Origin of the sequence: Campylobacter concisus, assembly GCF_050447505.1 — a bacterium.
GTDB classification, from domain to species: domain Bacteria; phylum Campylobacterota; class Campylobacteria; order Campylobacterales; family Campylobacteraceae; genus Campylobacter_A; species Campylobacter_A concisus_BP.
In genome coordinates, this window is the sequence record NZ_JALMFZ010000001.1 from 639,239 (window position 1) to 657,951 (window position 18,713).

The 18,713-nt window shown below is 37.9% G+C and carries 17 protein-coding genes; 11 read left to right on the forward strand and 6 right to left on the reverse strand.

Annotation, left to right across the window (positions count from 1 at the left end):
• The first annotated feature begins 9 nt into the window (after positions 1-9).
• Complete coding sequence (locus MTT09_RS03100; RefSeq protein ID WP_035145228.1) at positions 10-489, forward strand: hypothetical protein; 480 nt, start codon at positions 10-12, stop codon at positions 487-489.
• Here the strand turns inward: MTT09_RS03100 and MTT09_RS03105 are convergent.
• The 3 genes from MTT09_RS03105 to gltX are packed head-to-tail and all read right to left on the reverse strand — an operon-like array spanning position 410 to position 3,622.
• The gene (locus tag MTT09_RS03105) at positions 410-2,047 is read right to left on the reverse strand and encodes a lytic transglycosylase domain-containing protein (RefSeq protein WP_429802502.1); all 1,638 of its coding nucleotides are present in this window, start codon (positions 2,045-2,047) and stop codon (positions 410-412) included. The genes MTT09_RS03100 and MTT09_RS03105 overlap by 80 nt on opposite strands.
• Positions 2,025-2,318, reverse strand: a complete 294-nt coding sequence (locus tag MTT09_RS03110) for a YggT family protein (protein ID WP_429802504.1) — start codon at positions 2,316-2,318, stop codon at positions 2,025-2,027. The genes MTT09_RS03105 and MTT09_RS03110 overlap by 23 nt, the downstream gene beginning before the upstream one ends.
• 8 nt (positions 2,319-2,326) lie before the next feature.
• Positions 2,327-3,622 carry a glutamate--tRNA ligase gene (gene gltX / locus MTT09_RS03115; protein WP_429802506.1) on the reverse strand — a complete coding sequence of 432 codons (1,296 nt, stop codon included), beginning with the start codon at positions 3,620-3,622 and terminating at the stop codon, positions 2,327-2,329.
• 147 nt (positions 3,623-3,769) lie between these two features.
• On the opposite strand from gltX, the gene mscL reads away from it, so the two are divergent.
• From mscL to MTT09_RS03145, 6 genes are all read left to right on the forward strand, one after another.
• Positions 3,770-4,177, forward strand: coding sequence for a large-conductance mechanosensitive channel protein MscL (gene mscL, locus MTT09_RS03120; RefSeq protein ID WP_021086457.1), 408 nt, complete (start codon positions 3,770-3,772; stop codon positions 4,175-4,177).
• Positions 4,178-4,275: 98 nt separating this feature from the next.
• On the forward strand, positions 4,276-4,914 hold the full coding sequence (locus MTT09_RS03125) for a Crp/Fnr family transcriptional regulator (protein WP_149725668.1): 639 nt from the start codon (positions 4,276-4,278) through the stop codon (positions 4,912-4,914).
• 120 nt (positions 4,915-5,034) lie between these two features.
• Positions 5,035-5,607 carry a cytochrome c3 family protein gene (locus tag MTT09_RS03130; RefSeq protein WP_009294580.1) on the forward strand — a complete coding sequence of 191 codons (573 nt, stop codon included), beginning with the start codon at positions 5,035-5,037 and terminating at the stop codon, positions 5,605-5,607.
• 9 nt (positions 5,608-5,616) lie between these two features.
• Entirely contained in the window at positions 5,617-6,984 is a 1,368-nt protein-coding gene (locus MTT09_RS03135) for a multiheme c-type cytochrome (protein ID WP_103597355.1), read from the forward strand.
• 588 nt (positions 6,985-7,572) lie between these two features.
• Complete coding sequence (locus MTT09_RS03140; protein WP_258032531.1) at positions 7,573-8,316, forward strand: metallophosphoesterase; 744 nt, start codon at positions 7,573-7,575, stop codon at positions 8,314-8,316.
• A 1-nt stretch (position 8,317) separates the two neighbouring features.
• Positions 8,318-9,118 (forward strand): phosphatidylserine decarboxylase, encoded by an 801-nt coding sequence (locus tag MTT09_RS03145; protein WP_103597357.1) that lies wholly within the window; start codon positions 8,318-8,320, stop codon positions 9,116-9,118.
• Between the two features lie 402 nt (positions 9,119-9,520).
• Here MTT09_RS03145 and guaA read toward each other — a convergent pair whose 3' ends face one another.
• From guaA to MTT09_RS03160, 3 genes are all read right to left on the reverse strand, one after another.
• Positions 9,521-11,053 carry a glutamine-hydrolyzing GMP synthase gene (gene guaA, locus MTT09_RS03150; RefSeq protein WP_103590906.1) on the reverse strand — a complete coding sequence of 511 codons (1,533 nt, stop codon included), beginning with the start codon at positions 11,051-11,053 and terminating at the stop codon, positions 9,521-9,523.
• A 10-nt stretch (positions 11,054-11,063) separates the two neighbouring features.
• The gene (gene nhaD / locus MTT09_RS03155; protein WP_009294572.1) at positions 11,064-12,452 is read right to left on the reverse strand and encodes a sodium:proton antiporter NhaD; all 1,389 of its coding nucleotides are present in this window, start codon (positions 12,450-12,452) and stop codon (positions 11,064-11,066) included.
• A gap of 113 nt (positions 12,453-12,565) precedes the next feature.
• The gene (locus tag MTT09_RS03160; protein ID WP_012001408.1) at positions 12,566-12,733 is read right to left on the reverse strand and encodes an LptM family lipoprotein; all 168 of its coding nucleotides are present in this window, start codon (positions 12,731-12,733) and stop codon (positions 12,566-12,568) included.
• Positions 12,734-12,763: 30 nt separating this feature from the next.
• Here MTT09_RS03160 and MTT09_RS03165 point away from each other — a divergent pair, with 30 nt between their 5' ends.
• The 4 genes from MTT09_RS03165 to MTT09_RS03180 are packed head-to-tail and all read left to right on the forward strand — an operon-like array spanning position 12,764 to position 18,627.
• Positions 12,764-13,216, forward strand: a complete 453-nt coding sequence (locus MTT09_RS03165) for a hypothetical protein (RefSeq protein WP_103612417.1) — start codon at positions 12,764-12,766, stop codon at positions 13,214-13,216.
• Positions 13,210-15,027 carry an excinuclease ABC subunit UvrC gene (uvrC, locus tag MTT09_RS03170; protein WP_149700873.1) on the forward strand — a complete coding sequence of 606 codons (1,818 nt, stop codon included), beginning with the start codon at positions 13,210-13,212 and terminating at the stop codon, positions 15,025-15,027. The genes MTT09_RS03165 and uvrC overlap by 7 nt, the downstream gene beginning before the upstream one ends.
• Positions 15,024-15,758, forward strand: coding sequence for a hypothetical protein (locus MTT09_RS03175; RefSeq protein ID WP_103607950.1), 735 nt, complete (start codon positions 15,024-15,026; stop codon positions 15,756-15,758). Before uvrC ends, MTT09_RS03175 begins: the two co-directional genes overlap by 4 nt.
• Positions 15,748-18,627 carry a hypothetical protein gene (locus tag MTT09_RS03180; RefSeq protein ID WP_429802511.1) on the forward strand — a complete coding sequence of 960 codons (2,880 nt, stop codon included), beginning with the start codon at positions 15,748-15,750 and terminating at the stop codon, positions 18,625-18,627. Before MTT09_RS03175 ends, MTT09_RS03180 begins: the two co-directional genes overlap by 11 nt.
• Positions 18,628-18,713 lie beyond the last annotated feature (86 nt).

The window sequence follows — 18,713 nt, forward strand, 5'->3', positions numbered from 1 at the left end:
GAGTTTTTTATGAGAAAATTTACACTATTTTTTATATTTATTTTGATGATATTTGGTTGTGCCGATCAAAAAGTGATCGTGCATGAGCCACTAAAAAATGAGCTTTTAGCCTACACAAGCAAGAGCGAGATCATTGATGGCACCGATAGAACGCTCATAATCGCAACCTATCTAAATCCAATATACAACTCAAATTTAGACGAGAGCAAAGAGCACTTTTTAGTAGCGATAAACCCAAAAGAGCATGCGCAAAATTTAAGTAATATAAAGGTAAATGGTGACTCAAATGCCACAAATGCAAGGCTGCTTGATGAAAGTGACGAGATGCTTAAATTTGCTGGATTTTCTATGCCTTGGGCGGTTTATTATGAAGTGACCGCACCAAGTAAGCAAAGCGACGATCTCGCGCTTAGTTTCGAAATTTATCAGTCAAAGCCGGTTTTGTTAAATTTTCGAAAAGTTGCGAAATCTTTATACTGGAACCATTAAGCGCCATATAGATCACGTAGTTTGCAAGCACCTTCTTGCCGTAGTTTCTAGTCTCAGCCACTGGGACTAGCTCGATCGATAAAAACGGCTCAAATTTACCCTCTTTAAACATATCATCTCTTGTTATGACTTTTTTGGTAAAACCGATACCGCCGTTATACGCGTAGGCCGTAAAGAGCGGATGATAAAGAAATTTATCAAGGTAGTTTAGGTGGTGATTTGCAAATTTAAAGGCGACATCTGTTTTAAAAAGATCGTCTTGGTCAAAATTTGGAATTTTTAGCTCTTTTTTGCCGATCGCATTTGCAAGAAATGGCATAAACTGCATCATACCAAGGGCGTAAGAGGTAGAAACGACACTTGGGATAAAGAGGCTCTCTTGCCTAGCAAGTGCGTAGATCATCGACTTTCGCTCAGTGCTGATGCCCTCAAGCTCTGGTGAGCTTGGCATCAAAAAGTATTGCTTCTCCCAGCCATGCGCCTTTTGCATGAAGTATGCGTATGCGCCGATGCTCTCGTTTGTGTAAAATTTCATCGCAAATTCGCTTGCTTGTGTGGCGTTCATATCCTTTGCAAGGGCAGCGGTTTTGTTCCATAAAAATGGATCGCTCACATCAAAATTTTCGATATTTTGCTTGCTAGGTCTTGGTACGATCACCTCAAGTGGCTCGCCACCGACCAAATCTCTTGCGTAAAGTGAGTAGATATTTGCATCTTTACTAGCACTTAGCTCTTTTAAAAAGCTCTCATCGCCACTTAGCTCATACTGCCAAAATGTGGCATTGTCTCTTTGCCAAGCCCTATCAAAGGTGCTTTTAGCTCTTGTGAAAAAACTAAATGCAACGTCATTTTGACCAAGCAAGATGGCGTTTAGTCCAAGTGTAAATGCGTCGCTTTTTTCAGTGACTGCAGGATCTATGCTAATTAAATTTCTTCTAAAGCCTTCATATTTTTTATTAAAAACTACATCGTTTAGTAAATTTGTAAAGCCCTTTTGCATGTAGAGCTTGTTCATAAAATTTGCTTCAAAATTTACGCTAAAAAGAGCACTTTTACTTTGCGGGTTTGAAGCGTTAAAAAGCTCTAAAAAGCTCTTTGTATCGTTTGCATTTGCAAAGCTAAGAGCTGGATTTGGCTCGTTTAAAGTGCGTAAAATTCTAGCTTTTTCTGGATTTGTATTTGCAAGATTTGCCGCTAAAATTTCACGAGTTTTGCTATCAAGCTTTAGAGAAAAGCTCATCGTTGTTAGTAAATTTTGGCAAGCCAAGTTAGCAGTTGTGATGTTGCTTGCGTTTATGCCAGGGCACTTGCTAGGGGCTGCTTTGGGAGGTAAAATTTTATTGATTGATTTTTGAACTAAGCCACTTTTTCTAAAAACGTCGCGTGAAAGCTCAGCTATCTGCTCCTTTGTGTAGCTGCCCTCGTTTATAAGGCGGTTTATGTAGTAGTCTTTTGCAAGGCTTTTTGGCTCGTTTTTTAGCTCCTCGTAGGTGTAAATTTTAGCTAAAAGAGCAACGCAGGCTAAAGAGAGGATACTAAAGTGACGCAGCAAAAACAAATAAAAGCCTTATTAAAAATTGATCTATGAGTTGAAGTGCTAAAAGCACGATGAGTGGGGCAAAGTCGATGCCGTTAAATTCTGTTTTGACGTAGCGTCTAATGAAGCTATAAACAGGATCGGTCAGCCTGTAAAGTAGCTGCACGATCGGCGAGCTAGGATCAGGCTTGACCCAGCTAATGAGAGCCGCTGCGATGACGATCCACGTATAGACCGTGATGATAAGGTGCAAAATGTTTGCGACCGCTGAAAATAGGGTGGAAAGTATCATTTTTGCTCCTAGATTAAAATTTTGCCTAGATCATCTTTGATGAGCGGGTAGAGCTCGCTTAGCTCGGGGCCATGAAGGTCGTTTGTAAGCAGCGCACGTAGCGGCATGAAAAAGTTTTTACCTTTTAAATTTGTAGCACTCATAAGCTCTTTTTTAAACTCATCAAATGTTTCGCACGGTTTTAAATTTAGAGCTGCTTTTTTGATGATCTCAAATTCATTTTTGTACTCATCTGGAGCTATTTTTGGTGAGTAAATAGCCTCAACTTTTGCCTTTATCTCAGGCACTAGTGAGCTCTCTTGAGTGTAAAATTTAACTAGCTCAATCTTGCTCTCATCCACGCCAAAGATCTCTTTTATGCGCTCTTTTGAAGCAAGTTTGATGTGTTCTCTATTTATCTGCTCAAGCTTTTTCACGTCAAATCTAGCAGGTGAGCGTGAAATTTTGGTTATATCAAACCACTTTACTGCATCTTCGATCGTAAAAATTTCAGTTGGAGTTTTGTTGCCAAGAAGTATCAGATAGTTTGCGATCGCCTCAGGTAAAAATCCCTGCTCAAAGAGCCATTTTACGCTTGATTCGTTCTCACGTTTGCTCATTTTTTTGCCCTCTATATTTAAAAGGATAGGCAAATGCGCGTAGTTCATCTTGCCGGTGTAGCCAAGTCCCTCGCGTATGAGGTCTTGCTTTGGTGTGTTGCTCACGTGATCCTCGCCACGTATGACAAAGGTCACGCCTTCTAGCATATCATCGACTGCGCAGGCAAAGTTATAAGTTGGAGTCTTGTCTGCTCTCATGATGACAAAGCTATCAACGGCCTCTGGCTCGAAGCTTAGCTCGCCTTTTATAGCGTCTGTAAAGCTCATAGTGCCAGCTGGTTTTTTCATGCGGATGACAAATGGCTTCTCGCAGTTTAAAACTTCAGCATCGCTTAGTCTCTCGCAGGTGCCGTCGTACCTATATGCCACACCTTGCTCTTTTGCTTTTTGTTTTTTTGCCTCAAGCTCTTCTTCGGTGCAAAAGCAGGCAAAGGCCTTTTTATCGATGAGGAGCTTTGATGCAAGCTGTCTGTGGAATTTTAAATTTTCACTTTGGATGTAAATTTGCTCTGGTTTTATGCCAAATTTGCTTAAAATTTCTAAGATATCTTTCTCTTTTCCCTCGATATTTCGCTCTTTGTCGGTATCTTCTATGCGTAAAATAAAGCCACTTTTATCTTGCAAAGAGCAAATATAGTTGAAAATAGCAGCACGTAAATTTCCTATGTGCATATCTCCTGTTGGAGAGGGTGCAAAACGATACATAAGCTCATTCCTTACGTTAAATTTGAAGTTTGGATTATAACACTAGCTTGATAAATTTAAAGTTATGTAATTTTAAATTTTTAGGCTAAGCAAAGCATAGTTTTTATAAAATCCGCACGAAAATTTAACTATTTATAGGAGAAAGCAATGAGTTTTATCAGCGAATTTAAAGAATTTGCGATGCGCGGAAATGTCATAGATATGGCAGTTGGTGTTGTTATCGGTGGAGCATTTGGAAAGATTGTCTCATCACTAGTTGGCGATATTATCATGCCAGTAGTTGGCGCTATAACAGGCGGTGTAAATTTCACTGATCTTAAGCTAACACTAAAAGAAGCTGCAGAAGGTGCGCCAGCTGTTACGATAAACTATGGCTCATTTATACAAACAATGGTTGATTTTTTAATCATTGCGTTTTGTATTTTTTGCGTCATCAAAGCTTTAAATACACTTAAAAATAAATTACCAAAAGAAGAAGAGGCAGCTCCTGCAGAGCCTGAAACTCCAGCTGATATAGCACTTCTAACTGAGATCAGAGATCTTCTTAAAAAATAAATTCTTAAATCAAAGGGAGAAAGCTCCCTTTGAAATCCGTTAAATTTTGTCCTATTTTTTATGCTAAAATGCTTTTTCATCTTAAAAGCGAGTAAAATATGATAGAACAAATTCCATTTTTTCAAGGTCTTAGCGCCGATGACCTAACTAAACTTGAAACAATAAGCGTTGTTAAAAAATACAAAAAAGGCGAGTTTTTATTTATAGAGGGCGAGGAGCCAAAGTGGCTTACATTTTTGATAACTGGCTCGGTTAAACTTTATAAAACTACGGCAAATGGCAAGGAAATTTTTATCCATCAGCTTGCGCCTATGAATTTTGTGGCCGAAGTTGTAAATTTTGAAAATATCCCTTATCCAGCAAGCGCCATTTTTACTATCTCTGGCGAGGTTTTAAAGATAAATTATGAAAAATTTGAAGCACAATTTTTAACAAAGCCAGAAATTTGCATGAAATTTCTAAAATCAATGGCTCAAAAGATAAGAATAACTACAAATTTACTACACCAGGAACTAATACTTAGCTCCGAAGAGAAGGTGGCTAGGTTCATTTTAAATCACGAAGATCTATTTAATGAACTAAAGCATACAAAAATTTCATCAATACTTAATATGACTCCAGAAACTTTTTCGAGAATTTTAAATAAATTTAAAACAAATGGTTTAGTCAAACTTGATGAGAAGAACCAAATTTTGGAAAAAAATGTAGGTGGCCTACAAGAAATTTATTCTTATTGAAAGTTAATATCAAATAAATATTTTCATTTACTTAAAGAAAAAATTTATATATTTTTGGATAGTATTCGTCTAAAATTTTCGTAAAAATTTACGATATATTGATAAATTCAGGAGGAAATTTTGGCTGAAGTTAAGAAGAAATTTTTTGTTTGGTCATCTGTGATAATAGGCATCGTAATCGGCCTTATCGCTTCTATGGGCATAGCTGATGCACTTCATGCGACTGGTAGCGGCTACATCTGTACCATTTGTCACACGATGGATCCTATGAATGCTGCATATCATGAAGATGTACACGGCGGCAATAACAAGCTTGGCATAAAAGCTGAATGTTCAGCCTGTCACCTAAATCATACAAGTGCCTATACCTATGTACTTACAAAACTTAAAGTATCGATAAATGATGGCTATAAGACATTTTTTACAGATACGGACAAGATCGACTGGCGTAAAAAGCGCGAGCACGCATCTCACTTTGTCTATGATAGTGGATGTTTGACTTGTCACTCAAATTTAAAAAATGTTATTCAAGCTGGTAAATCATTCTTGCCACATAGAGATTATTTTGTTCTTGGAAATCCTAATAAGAAATCATGTGTTGACTGCCACGAGCATGTTGGTCACAAGAATTTAGGACTACAAATCGATAAATTTGAAGCAATTAAAAAACAAGAAAACAATAAAACCAAGTAAGGAGGAGAGATGTTTAAAAAGTCGCTAATGTTATTAGCCTGTCTAATGTCTTTTGGCTTTGCCGCAAACATGGATGCAAATAAATCTGACGCTTTAAACCTTAATGTTGTAAAAAACATTAAAGTTGCTCACAAAATGTCAGACTTATCAAAAAGCTGTGTTGAGTGCCACGCTAAAGAGACACCCGGCATAGTTGCCGATTGGAAAAATAGTCGCCACGCTCACGTTGGCGTAAGTTGTATGGATTGCCACTCTGTAAATGCAGATAATCCTATGGCTTCAGTTAAGGTGCATCCAAAAGATTCTAACAACCATGTTTCAATGCTAGTTAGCCCAAAAACTTGTGCTAAGTGCCACGAAAACGAAGTTGATGAACTAGTAAAGAGCGGTCACGCAAGAGCTGCTATGCAAATGTATGCTAATCCTGCAATGGTGAAACTAATGTATCACTATGAAGGTATGGATCATCCAGAATACAAAATGGCTCCAGACGCTACTGGTTGTACACAGTGCCACGGAACCGTCATCAAACTAGACGCTGATCACAAACCTACAAAAGAGACTTGGCCAAACTATGGTATAGGCAATGTTTATCCAGATGGTGGCGTAGGTAACTGTAAATCATGTCACAGCGCGCACACATTTAGCGTAGCTGAAGCTAGAAAACCAGCTGCTTGTGCATCTTGCCACCTTGGACCTGATCACCCAGATATTGAGATCTTTAACAACTCAATGCACGGACATATCTATAATAGCGAAGCTCACAAATGGAATTTTGATGCTGCTCCTGATACATGGGATGTACCAGACTTTAGAGCTCCAACTTGTGCAGCTTGCCACATGAGTGGTGTTGGTGAAACAACAACAACTCACAATGTTTCAAGAAGACTAAAATGGAACCTATGGGGCGTCAGCAGTAAGCTAAGAACAGCTGGTGATGAACAAGCTGCTGTTGTTTACGAAAAAACTGGCAAACTAACCATAGGAACGCCACTTGCAGGTCATCCAAATGGACCAGAAGCAGCAAGAGCTGAGATGAAGCTAGTTTGTAAAGCTTGCCATACATCAACTCATACAGATAACTTCTTCATTATGGGTGATAAGCAAGTAGAGCTTTATAATGTTTACAATGCTGAAGCAACTAAGATGCTTGAAGAGTTGAAAGCTAAAAACTTACTACTTGCAGATGCTTGGGAAGATGAATTCCAAGATATCTACTATCATATGTGGCACCACGAAGGTCGTCGTATGAGACAAGGCGCTCTAATGGGTGGTCCTGACTACTCACACTGGCATGGTGTATTCGAAGTTAAGAACGACATTAGAAAACTTCGCAAAATCTATAAAGAAAGAATTGAATCTGGCAAAGTCCAGTAATCTTTTTTAAGGTGGGAGTTTTCCCACCTTTTTATTTTTAAATTCCAAATTTTATCTTTTAGTTATTATCCTAAAGCAAATACCTTTTAATAATTATTTTTATAAATTTAAATTATAAAATCATACGGTTTAGCACTACAAATTGTTCTAAATAATTAATAAAATTTATAATGTAAATTTAAAAATATAAAATATAATCTTTGTTTTCAAGGAGATATTTTGGGACTTTTTCGGATCATTATTGGGGCATTTATCTTTAGTGTTTTTACAAATTTATACTCATATAAACGTTTTATAAAAAAGGTATCTTTTTTTACTCCACATCTTAAAAAAATTCGCATATTCTTCTACATTATTAGTGTGCTTGAGTTTGTATTTGTTCTTCAACTAAGATTTTCTTTTTTAAATATAGAGCTATATTTGATAGCAGGAACTCTCATTGGTTTTTCTTTATTTTTATTTGGTGTTAGTTTGTTTTATGATATTGTTAGATCCGTTTGCTCAAAAGCGCGTTTTAATCCCACAAGACGAAAATTTATTAAATTTTGCTTTGATGTGACATTTGTCATTTTTTTAGTTGCTTGCTTTTTGAAAGGAATTTTTAATGCACTTACTCCGCCAAAGATCAGACAGATTAGTATAAAAATAAAAAATTTACAAAGTGATCTAAAAATAGCTATGATAACCGATGTGCACATTGGCGAGTTTTTGCAGAAGGATTTTGTGGCTGAGCTTGTAAAAGAGATAAATTTAGCTAGACCAGATCTGGTGGTGATAGTTGGCGACTTGGTTGATATGAGAGCTGAACTTATAGGTGATTTTTTAGATCCATTAAAAAATCTTAAAAGCACCTACGGCACCTTTTATGTCCCTGGCAATCACGAATACTACCACGGAGTTGATGGGATACTAGAAAAAATTCGCGCTCTTGACATTAGGATACTTGGCAATAAAAATGAAAAAATAGCTGGCATAAATTTAGCTGGGGTCTATGATCTAGCTGGCATAAGATTTAAAAATTTAGAGCCAAATTTAGACGAAGCGCTAGCAGGATGTGACCCAAATTTGCCGACCATCCTACTCTCTCATCAGCCAAAATTTATAAAAACTATGCAAAAAGATGTCGATCTAGTCCTTTGCGGCCACACGCATGCTGGACAAATTTTCCCTTTTAGTATCCTAGTTTTGCTGGATCAGGGTTTTTTACATGGGCTTTATAAGATTAATGATAAAATGCAAGCTTATGTTAGTAGCGGCGCAGGATTTTGGGGGCCTCCAGTTAGGATCTTTGCTCCAAGTGAGATCGCTATTTTAAATTTAAGCAAGGAATAAAATGAACAAGGACAATCTCTTCTCTCAAATTTTTGGTAAAGTTGCAAAATTAAATTTTTTCAAACCGCTTCAAGAGCTCATCAACTCCTTTTACGTAAAGCTTTTTAAGATCGATATGAGTGAGTTTAAGCCGGCAAATGAGTATAAAAATTTAAACGAACTTTTCACCAGAGAGCTCTTAAAGCCAAGAGAATTTGACGCAGCAGATGAGATATTTATAAGTCCGGTTGATGGCACCTGCCTTAGCTTTGGTACCACAAAAGAGCTAGAAGCTTTTAGCATAAAAGGTATGAATTACGGTCTAAAGGAGCTTTTAGGGCAGGGCGAGCTTGAAGGCGAGTTTGACTTTGCAAACATCTATCTTAGCCCAAAAGACTATCACCACTATCATGCACCTTGCGACATTACGATAAAAAAAGCGGTCTATATCCCTGGTAAGCTTTACAGTGTGGCAGTAAAATGGCTTGGCAAGGTCGATAGCCTTTATACTAAAAACGAGCGTGTGGCGCTACTTTGCGAGATGAAAAATGGCAAAAAACTTTGGCTAGTCTTCGTTGGTGCCTTAAACGTTGGCAAGATGAAATTTTGCTTTGATGAGCGCATTCAAACAAATGCTATGGCAAATTTTACGCAAATTTATGAGTATGAAAATTTACATATCAAAAAGGGCGAGCGCCTAGGAAATTTCGAGCTTGGCTCAACCATTGTCATACTTAGCGAAAAAGATGCGATCGAATACAACCTTTTTGAAAACAAAGAGCTTAAATTCGCTGAAGCGATCGGCAGGATCAGAGAAATATAAATTTACAGCCAATTTTTGAGAATTTGGTTTGAACTTATTAAATAAGCAAAAAGTGTTTGGTTTTTTATAAAAACGCATCAATTTCAGAAAAACATTTTTTGATACTTGCATAATTTTTTAAGTGGTATTTATAAGATGATGCAAAATGTTTTTAGCTCATAAATTTTCTATGACCGTCTAGGCAGCTGCAAATTTACTATTTTGCTTATATCTAACAGAAACTTTGTTGTGTAACTTAAATCTACATTTTTACTTTAAAAAAAAGGTATAAATTCAAGTGCTCTTTTTTTGTCTTTAAATAGCTTATTGAAAGCATTTATTTAAAAGAGCTAATTTTATATTTTGATTTTAGGATTAAAGCTAGCGTAATATATCATCTATCGGCCAGCTTTAAAGAGGTTCTTACTCCCACTCGATAGTTGCAGGTGGCTTGCTTGAGATGTCATAGACTACGCGGTTTATGCCATTTACTTCGTTTATGATGCGGCGGCTTACGTTTTCAAGCAGATCATAAGGAAGCCTTGAGAAGCTTGCAGTCATGCCATCGCTCGCATCTACCACACGCACACAAACAGCGTTTTCATAGGTTCGGTTATCGCCCATAACGCCAACAGAATTTACATTTAAAAGTACGCAAAATGCCTGCCAAGTTTTGTTATACCAGCCACTACTTTTTAGCTCATCGCGCAAGATCACGTCAGCTTTGCGAAGTAGCTCTAGGCTTTGTTTATTTACCTCGCCCATGATGCGGATAGCAAGGCCAGGCCCAGGGAAAGGATGGCGGAAAACTAGCTCGCGACTTAGTCCAAGCTCGAGTCCTAGCTTTCTAACCTCGTCTTTAAAAATCTCTCTTAAAGGCTCTATCAGCTCAAACGTCATCCAGTCAGGCAAGCCTCCAACGTTGTGGTGGCTCTTTATCGTCTTGCTTGAGCCAACGACTGAGCTTTCGATGATATCAGTATAAAGAGTGCCTTGAGCTAGAAATTTCACATCGCCATGCTTTTTAGCCTCTTTTTCAAAAATTTCTATAAATGTCTCGCCTATGATCTTGCGTTTTTTCTCAGGATCAACGACGCCGGCCAAGCGGCTAAGAAAGATCTCGCTCGCATCTATACTAACTAGCTCAACACCAAGCTTTGTTCTAAATGTAGCCTCAACCTGCTCTTTTTCGTTTGTTCTAAGAAGTCCGTTATCGACAAAAACAAGGATCAAATTTTCAGGCACAGCAGCTGCTAAAAGTGCCGCAGTCACAGAGCTATCCACGCCGCCACTAACTGCGCAAAGCACCTTGTGAGTGCCCACTGTTCTTCTGATCTCTTCTATCTTATTCTTAGCGAAGCTTCCCATGTTCCATGTGCTCTCGCAGCCGCAGATATATTTAGCAAAATTCTTTAAAATTTGCGTGCCATACTCGCTATGTTGCACCTCTGCATGAAACTGGATCGCATAAAATTTACGCTTATCATCGCCAAAAGCGCAATAAGGCGAATTTTCGCTAATCGCAATCGCCTCAAAGCCCTTTGGTAGATCTTTTACATAGTCGCTATGGCTCATCCATACGATTTGTTTTGAAGGTGTATCTTTAAAAAGATCGTGCTCTTTTACGACGCTAAGTTCAGCCTTGCCGTACTCTTTGTGATCAGCGGCTAAAACCTCAGCACCATGCGTGTGAGCAAGTAGCTGCATACCGTAGCAAACGCCAAGTATAGGGATGTTTAGCTCAAAGACGCCGTTATCGCAAAAGTAGGCATCTTTGGCATAAACGCTAGCTGGACCACCACTTAGAATGATACCTTTTGGATCTTTCGCCTTTATATCGCTTAGTTTTGCGTTAAATGGCAAAATTTCAGTATAAACTCCCTCTTCTCTTAGCCTTCTAGCTATTAGCTGAGTATACTGCGAACCAAAGTCCAAAACTATAATCGTATTGTTCATTTATAACCTTTTAAAAGTAGATGTGAAAAATTTCAAACTGCACATACCAAACAATGAGTGATACGATGTATCCTAAAACTACCATCCATGCATATTTCATATGCGCACCAAAGGTATAAATTCCTTTTAATTTACCCATTACTCCAACGCCAGCTGCTGAGCCAAAGCTGATCATCGAACCGCCGATACCAGCTGTAAGTGTCACTAGTAACCACTGACTCATAGCCTCGCCCGCATCAGCTCCCATAGCTGGATTTGCTTTTAGCACAGCTGACATAACAGGGACGTTATCAACGACTGCTGAGAGGAAGCCAACTCCGATATTTACAGGTGTTGAGCCAAATTTATCATAAAGTGACACAGCGTAATTTAAAAATCCAGCAAAGTGAAGAGCGCCAACTGCAGCTAAAATCCCAAAGAAGAAAAATAGCGTGTTGTTCTCGATCTTTGACATATAGTGAAAGACATTCATAGGCTCTTCGTCTTTGTGAGCTTTTTTGAAATAATATGTATAAAGGCTAAGCAGTGAGAAGCCAAACATCATGCCCCACATCGCTGGTAAGTGAAATAACTGGTGCATCATAACTGCACAAAAGATAGTAAATGCACCTATGAAGATAACCGCTTTACCGCCCTTTTTCATAACCACTTTTGGCTCATTTGCCACGTCAAAATGAGGCGCAGTATTTGGCACGATGCGTGAAAGTAAAAACGCTGTCACAAACCAGCCGATAAATGAAGCTGGGAAAAGTGCAAAAAAGTCTAAAAATGGTGACTTGCCAGCTGCCCAAACCATAAGTGTAGTGATATCGCCAAATGGACTCCACGCTCCGCCTGCATTTGCTGCTACGACGATGTTTATCGCACCTGCGACTAGGAAATTTGTATTATTTCTATCTATCGTTAAAAGAACTGTTGATAGGATAAGCGCTGTTGTTAGGTTATCAGCTACTGGGCTAATGAAAAATGCCAAAATTCCAGTTAGCCAAAATAGCTTTCTGTAAGTGTAGCCTTTTGAAACTAGGTTGTATTTAAGTGCGTTAAATACATCTCTTTCAACAAGTGCTTCGATAAATGTCATCGCTACCATTAAGAAAAAGACGATCTGAGCTATCTCTAAGATCAGGTGATTTACCTCGTGCTCTAGCGAATGCACATCCATGCCGTTTATAAGCATATAAACGCCGATTAGCAAAAACATAAAAGTGCCGATAAAGATGGCAGGTTTTGCCTTGTCGATGTGGAAATTCTCTTCTGCTGCTATGAAAAAGTATCCAACAACAAAAATGATAAGCGATAAAATTCCCGCCCATGTAGTAGTTAAGTCAATAGCCGCAGCTTCTCCGTCAGCACCAAAGGCTATAGCAAAAAACAAGCCTAGAAGTCCAAATAACCTCATATACTCTCCTTGTAAGATAAAAATTTGCGTATTTTACTTAAATGAGCCTAAAATTTAGGTTAGTTAAATTTATTAAGCTTGCATTACATTTTTATCTTACGCCAAATTTAAGATCAAATTTTATTGATCTTGTCAGTTTTTTTCTCTTTCACAGGTGCATCGCCATAAAATGGATCGTCCTTGTAGCCGCAGCCACTAAGTGCAAAAAGAGCGAAAATTAAAATAAAAGATGATAAGATTGCCTTATGAAAGACGCCAAATTTATGATAGATGCTATCCACGAAAATCCTTTGTATAAAGAAAAATTAAGCATGGCAGACGAGTGCCAAGAGCTTCTTCGCCTCATGGGTAAAGCAAAGCGATTTTACATAGCTTTTTGCTATGTTAGAGAAGGCATTTTAACCTTCGTTCTCACTCATCCCTCAGGGCTTTTGGAGCTTAGACGTGATAGTAGTATAAATGATATAAAAGGGTTATTAAAAACCTTTTGCAAATTTAATAAAAATAGCATTTTTGCAAGCGTCATCGAGCCAAAACCTCTTAATGAGATCAACTATATAAAAAATAAAAAAGAAGAAAATATAAGATTTATCGTGAGCAAATATCTAAAATTTTTCACGCCACAACCTACACAAAGGTCAAATTTTATAATGCCAGCTAGCAAGGGCGAGTTTAAAAATTTAGCCACAAATGAGCAAATTTATAAGAAATTTGAAGAGCTAAGAGAAATTTTGCTAAAGAAAAACGAGCAGGCAAGATGCTAATAGACGAGATAAGAACGCTTCCAAACGAGCCTGGCGTATATCAATATTTTGACGCTCAAAACAGACTTTTATATGTCGGTAAGGCCAAAATTTTAAAAAACAGGGTCAAAAGCTACTTTAAATTTACCCCAAGCCTAGCCCCAGCTGAAAAACTAAGCCCAAGAATTTCAAAAATGATAAGCGAGGCCGTGCATCTTGAATACATCGTCACACCAAGCGAGGCAGACGCGCTCATACTTGAAAATTCATTCATAAAGCAGCTTAAGCCAAAATACAACATCTTGCTTCGTGACGACAAGACCTACCCTTATATCTTTATAAATTTAAACGATGAATTTCCTAGATTTGAGATCACTAGAAAGGTGGTAAAAGGCTCAAATATACGCTATTTTGGACCATATTTTAGTGGAGCAGGAGAGCTACTTGAAGCGCTTTATCTAAATTTCAACCTAGTTCAGAAAAAGTCCTGCATCAAAGGTAAAAAAGCCTGCCTATTTTACCAGCTAAAACGCTGTTACGCCCCATGTGAGGGCAAAATTTCAAAAGAGAGCTACGCCAAAATAGTCGCTGACGCCACAGCCGCTTTGCAAAATCCAAATTTGCTAATCGCTCGCCTTGAAGAGCTCATGCTAAACTACGCCAAGGCCGAAGACTACGAGCAAGCAGCCGCGACTAGAGATAAGATGCAAACGCTTAAAAATATGCAAACAAAGGTCGAAGTCGATCTTGCCAAGCTTGAGGACTTTGAGGCCTACTCGGTCGCTTGCGTGCACGATATGATCTGTGCGGTGAGATTTAGCGTGCAAAGTGGCAAGATAACAGGCGTAAAAACCGATATCACACAGGCTAAAAACGCTCAAAAAGACGAGATAAACGAGGCTTATAAGCAGGCTATTTTAAAAAGCTTCATCGCCGGTCAGCCAATAATCAGCACCAAAATTTACGTCCACGAAGACTTTGAAGATAGCGAGCTGGTTGAGGAAATTTTAAACGAGAGGTTTGGGCGTAAATTTAGCATCACTTGCCCAAAAATAGGCGATAAGCGTAAAATTTGTGAGATCGCCACCAAAAACGCCGAAGTTAGCATCGAAAAATACCTAAAAACACACGATAACGAGCTCTTAAACGAGATAAAAGAGTATTTTAATCTAGCTCACACGCCTTACGTGGTCGAGGCTTACGACAACTCGCACCTTTTTGGCGAGGCAAGTGTGGGGGCGATGGTGCGCTATGAGCATGGCGAGTGGGCGAAGCAAAACTACCGCCACATGCACCTTGGCTCTAAAAACGACTACGACCAGATGAGAGAGAGCCTAACTGCTAGGGCACTTAGGTTTGATAAGCTTAGCCCACCTGATCTTTGGGTTATTGATGGTGGCGAGGCGCTTTTAAGCTTAGCCTGCGAAATTTTAGCAAGTAGCGGCGCAAACGTCGATGTGATCGCTATCTCAAAAGAAAAGATCGATGCCAAAGCTCACCGCGCAAAAGGCGAGGCGAAAGATAAAATTTATACAAAAAATGGCAGCTTTAGCCTAAGCACGAGCGATAAAAAGCTGCAGTTTTTTCAAAAAATGCGCGACGAGAGCCATAGATTTGTCATCAGTTTTCACAGAAAAACAAGGCAGAAAAACGATATGCAAAGATCAGTGCTAAGACAAGCTGGCGTTTCTGAGGGCAGTATCGCGAAATTAATCAGCTTTTACGGAAGTTTTGATAAAATCAGCGAAGCAAATTTAGACGAAGTGGCAAAAATAACAAACAAAAGCGTAGCAGCAAAGCTTTTAACGCTCAAAGAAGGAAATTTGAAGTGATAATATACGACAAAAACGGTCAAATTTTAGCGATGGGAGATATCTCTCTTGGCCTGCTTGAATTTAAAGATATAAGGGAGTTTTTAAGCGAGCATAAAGATATTGACGAGCTAGTTTTAGACTACAAAGAGTCTGGAGTTTTTATAGATTATCTAGCTAAAAGACCAAATTTAAGAGTAAATTTAAAGACCAAAAACGGCAAAATTTTAAATGCGACGCTTAAATTTTCAAAGATCAGCTCAGTAAAAAATGAAGAGTATTTTGAGCTTTTGATCCTCGATCAAACAGAAATTTACAGCCAAAACCAGCAAGCTGCGATAAAAGCAAAGACCAAACTTCGCTTGCCAAATTTAAAGGTCGATGAAAAAGAGCTTTTGGACAAAGAAGAAGAGGTCTTAAACGAGAGCTGGTTTAGCGAAACTGCTAGCTTTTTAAATTTAAGCAAAAGCGAGTTTGCGACCTACCTTGGTATATTTTTAAGTAAGGCAAAAGATAAGATGATCTTTATCCAAAGTGCGGTGCAAGCGCGAGATGCTAAATTTTTAGAAGAGAGCATAAAGATCTTAAAAGAGCCAGCGCTAAATTTAAAGATCACTCCGCTTGTGGCAAATTTCGATGCGCTTCTTACTAGACCAAACAAGATTAAAAAAATCGCTCAGATAAATGAAAGACTAAGCGAAATAAGCACACTTTGCAATAAATTTTCAAAAAGGCTTGGCAATGAGGGTTAGTAAATTTTTAGTTCTTTTGCCGATATTTTTGGCGGCTATGGCTTGCTTTTATAGTGGCGCTCTCTACTTTGATAAATTTAGGATCTCTTATGGCATAAATAGCGAGGTAAAAAGAGAAAGTTTGATAAGAAAAACCTTAGATGCGATCGTTTCAGAAAGAATAGCTTACGAAAGATATGAAAAAACTAGGTCGCCACAAGACGAGACGGCTTTAAGAGAGGCAAATGCTGCTAAGAATTTGTTTGTAAAAAGTTTATCAAACAGCCTTTCTAACACACCAGATGACATGAGGATGAGAGATAGGCTAAATGATGTTTTAAAAAACGCAAATGCAAGTTGGGAGAGCTCTAATCTCTCGTTTCTTAGCTTTGTTGAGTTAGCAAATTCTGCTGTTGAAAGTGGGCAAATTTTATTTAGAGATGTTGCTTTAGATATTGATATCAAGCGCTATATACTCTCTTTACTTAGAACCTATGAGCTGCTTCAAAACGTAAATACCACAAAAGAGCATATCTTGGCTGTGCTTATGGGCAAAGAAAAAATTACCGAAAGTTCGCTAAAACAATCTCTAGATAGCCTTAAATACAACGATATAAATGCAAATTTGCTCCCAAATGGCGATATAAAAGACAACATAATAAGAGATATAGATAGGCTTGATAATATAGAGACCTCTCAGGGCTATGACGAGATCCGCCTTAAGCTAAAGCTAAAAAATGAGCTAACACGTGATGAAATTTTGCAGATATATACCTTTGAAAGCAATAGAGCCAAGCTCTTTAGCAAGATAGCAAATGTCTTAAGTGACGAGCTAAAGAGACTAAATGATAACTTTAGAGTAAAGGTGCTTAGTCTAACATTTTTGATGTTTTTTCTTTCACTTTGGCTCTTTTACGCTGGCTATAAAACATATATCTGGCTAAAAAATTTAGAAAATTTAAACCAAAAAATGAAGCTTGTAAGAGATGAGGTTTTAAAAAGAGGAGATAGAAATCCACAAAATTTAATAGAAAATTTCATCGCGCTATATAAAGAGCTACTTCAAAAGTATGAGCAAGAAAGAAGCTTTACAGCGATAAAAGATAGGCTGCTAGTTAGGCTAAATAAGAAATTTTACCTCTCAAAAGAGCAAATTTTAAGCTCGGTCGCTACGCTAAAAAAAGATGAAAACGTGGTAAAAAATGAGCTTGTTTTTGAAAATTTAGAAAAAAATAGCCAGATAATCGCGATAAATTATAGCAATATAAAAGGCTTGCTTGATAGCAAAAATGGCGAGATAAGCCTAAATTTAAAGCCATTTAACCCACAAATTTTGTTTTCAAATATCCTTGAAGCGCAGATACCTTTCACGCAAGAGAAAAAGCTAAATTTCTTAACCTATCTTGATGCAAACATTAGCGACGAGCTAGAGGGCGATAGCGAGAAGATAAGCGTCGTCTTTGGCTCTATCATGCAAGCTGTCGTGACAAAATGCGATAAATTTGCCAACTTGATAGTGGAGATAAAAAATGTCAGCGATGCTCTTAGTCAAAGCGGTCTTTTGCTCATCGAAACAAAGATAAGGACAAATCAAATTTTCATAAATGAAGAGCAGATAAAAGCTTTAAACACAGAAGATGAAAGCGAGATAAATGATGAAGAGAGCGAGTTTTATCTAAGACTTGCTAGCTTTTATCTAAAGCTTTTTAACTCAAGCCTTGACATAAGCACACTTGGTGGAGCTGGTAATGAGTTTAAATTTATCCTTAGTCTAAAAAAGGTGCAAAAACTGCAAAATTTCAGCCTAAATCACGAGCTAAGGATCGCGTATCTGCCTGATATAAATGCAAAATATAATGAATTTTTCGCAGCCACCTTAGAAGATATGGGACTTAGGTTTCAAAATATCATCTCAAACAACCAAGCACTAGCGAAAAACTACGATATCGTCTTTGCAAGGCAAAGTGCTAGTAAAAATATAAATATAAAAAATGCGGTCTTGCTAAAAGATCCACTCACGCCACTTAGCGTTGCAAGGCTTGTCTATATGGAGAAAAATAGGGGCGAGAGCTTGGCTGAAGAGAAGGTGCTCTTTTTGCTATGCGACAAAAACCCACTTAGTCTTGAGATGTTTTCACGTGCTTTTAGCTTCCTAGACTGCGAAGTCATAGGCGTTAGCAGCCACAAAGAGCTTAAACAAGCACTGCTTTTAAATAGATTTAACGCAGCCTTTATCGATGCTTCATTTTTTGAAAATGGCGTGGCAAATTTCGTAAAAGAGATAAGATCGCTTCAAGAAGAGAAGATAAATTTGGTCGCCGTGGTCTCAAATACCTCAAACATCCCTGAAAGAGAGCTGCTGCCAGCGTTTGATGAGAAGATCAGAAAGCCTTTTAGCAAAGATGAGCTAAATCAAATTTTGCCTAAATTTATAAAAAACTATAAGCCAAGTAAAGAAAATAGATACTTTAGTAAAAATGAAAATATCGTTATTTACAAGAGCACGAAGCTTGAAAATAAGATATTTGCTGGCGCTCTTGGCGAGTTTCAAAACACGCTTGAGATCGCAAATAGCTTTAGCGAACTTTTGATAAAGATAAAGACAAAACCTTGCTCACTAGCACTTGTGGATGAAACGGCGGAGGGCTTTGATATAAAAGAGCTTTTAGCTACGATATCTGAGCTTAGAGCTGGGCTAAAGCTAGATGCTAGAGTGCTTCTTTTTAGCAACAACTTAGAGCTTAAAAATCAAAAAGAGTATATAAAAATCCTATCTCCAAGCGTGAGCAAGATAGAGCTTACAAACTTCGTAAAATCAGAGCTTGGCGAGATAAATTCGACCCAAAATGAACTAAAGAACAACTTTAAGTTTATAAAATTTAAGCTGTAATAAATTGAACGTATTTTACTATCGAGATTCTAAAATTGAACTTTGAGGTAAAAAAAATGTGTGAAATGTCTTTCTATTTTGAGAAA

What these genes read in the sequence shown, in the direction of transcription:
- MTT09_RS03100 (WP_035145228.1), top strand. Translation starts at nt 10, where the DNA reads ATGAGAAAATTTACACTATTTTTTATATTTATTTTGATGATATTTGGT.
- MTT09_RS03110 (WP_429802504.1), bottom strand. Translation starts at nt 2,318, where the DNA reads ATGATACTTTCCACCCTATTTTCAGCGGTCGCAAACATTTTGCACCTT.
- gltX (WP_429802506.1), bottom strand. Translation starts at nt 3,622, where the DNA reads ATGTATCGTTTTGCACCCTCTCCAACAGGAGATATGCACATAGGAAAT.
- mscL (WP_021086457.1), top strand. Translation starts at nt 3,770, where the DNA reads ATGAGTTTTATCAGCGAATTTAAAGAATTTGCGATGCGCGGAAATGTC.
- MTT09_RS03125 (WP_149725668.1), top strand. Translation starts at nt 4,276, where the DNA reads ATGATAGAACAAATTCCATTTTTTCAAGGTCTTAGCGCCGATGACCTA.
- MTT09_RS03135 (WP_103597355.1), top strand. Translation starts at nt 5,617, where the DNA reads ATGTTTAAAAAGTCGCTAATGTTATTAGCCTGTCTAATGTCTTTTGGC.
- MTT09_RS03145 (WP_103597357.1), top strand. Translation starts at nt 8,318, where the DNA reads ATGAACAAGGACAATCTCTTCTCTCAAATTTTTGGTAAAGTTGCAAAA.
- guaA (WP_103590906.1), bottom strand. Translation starts at nt 11,053, where the DNA reads ATGAACAATACGATTATAGTTTTGGACTTTGGTTCGCAGTATACTCAG.
- nhaD (WP_009294572.1), bottom strand. Translation starts at nt 12,452, where the DNA reads ATGAGGTTATTTGGACTTCTAGGCTTGTTTTTTGCTATAGCCTTTGGT.
- MTT09_RS03165 (WP_103612417.1), top strand. Translation starts at nt 12,764, where the DNA reads ATGGCAGACGAGTGCCAAGAGCTTCTTCGCCTCATGGGTAAAGCAAAG.
- uvrC (WP_149700873.1), top strand. Translation starts at nt 13,210, where the DNA reads ATGCTAATAGACGAGATAAGAACGCTTCCAAACGAGCCTGGCGTATAT.
- MTT09_RS03180 (WP_429802511.1), top strand. Translation starts at nt 15,748, where the DNA reads ATGAGGGTTAGTAAATTTTTAGTTCTTTTGCCGATATTTTTGGCGGCT.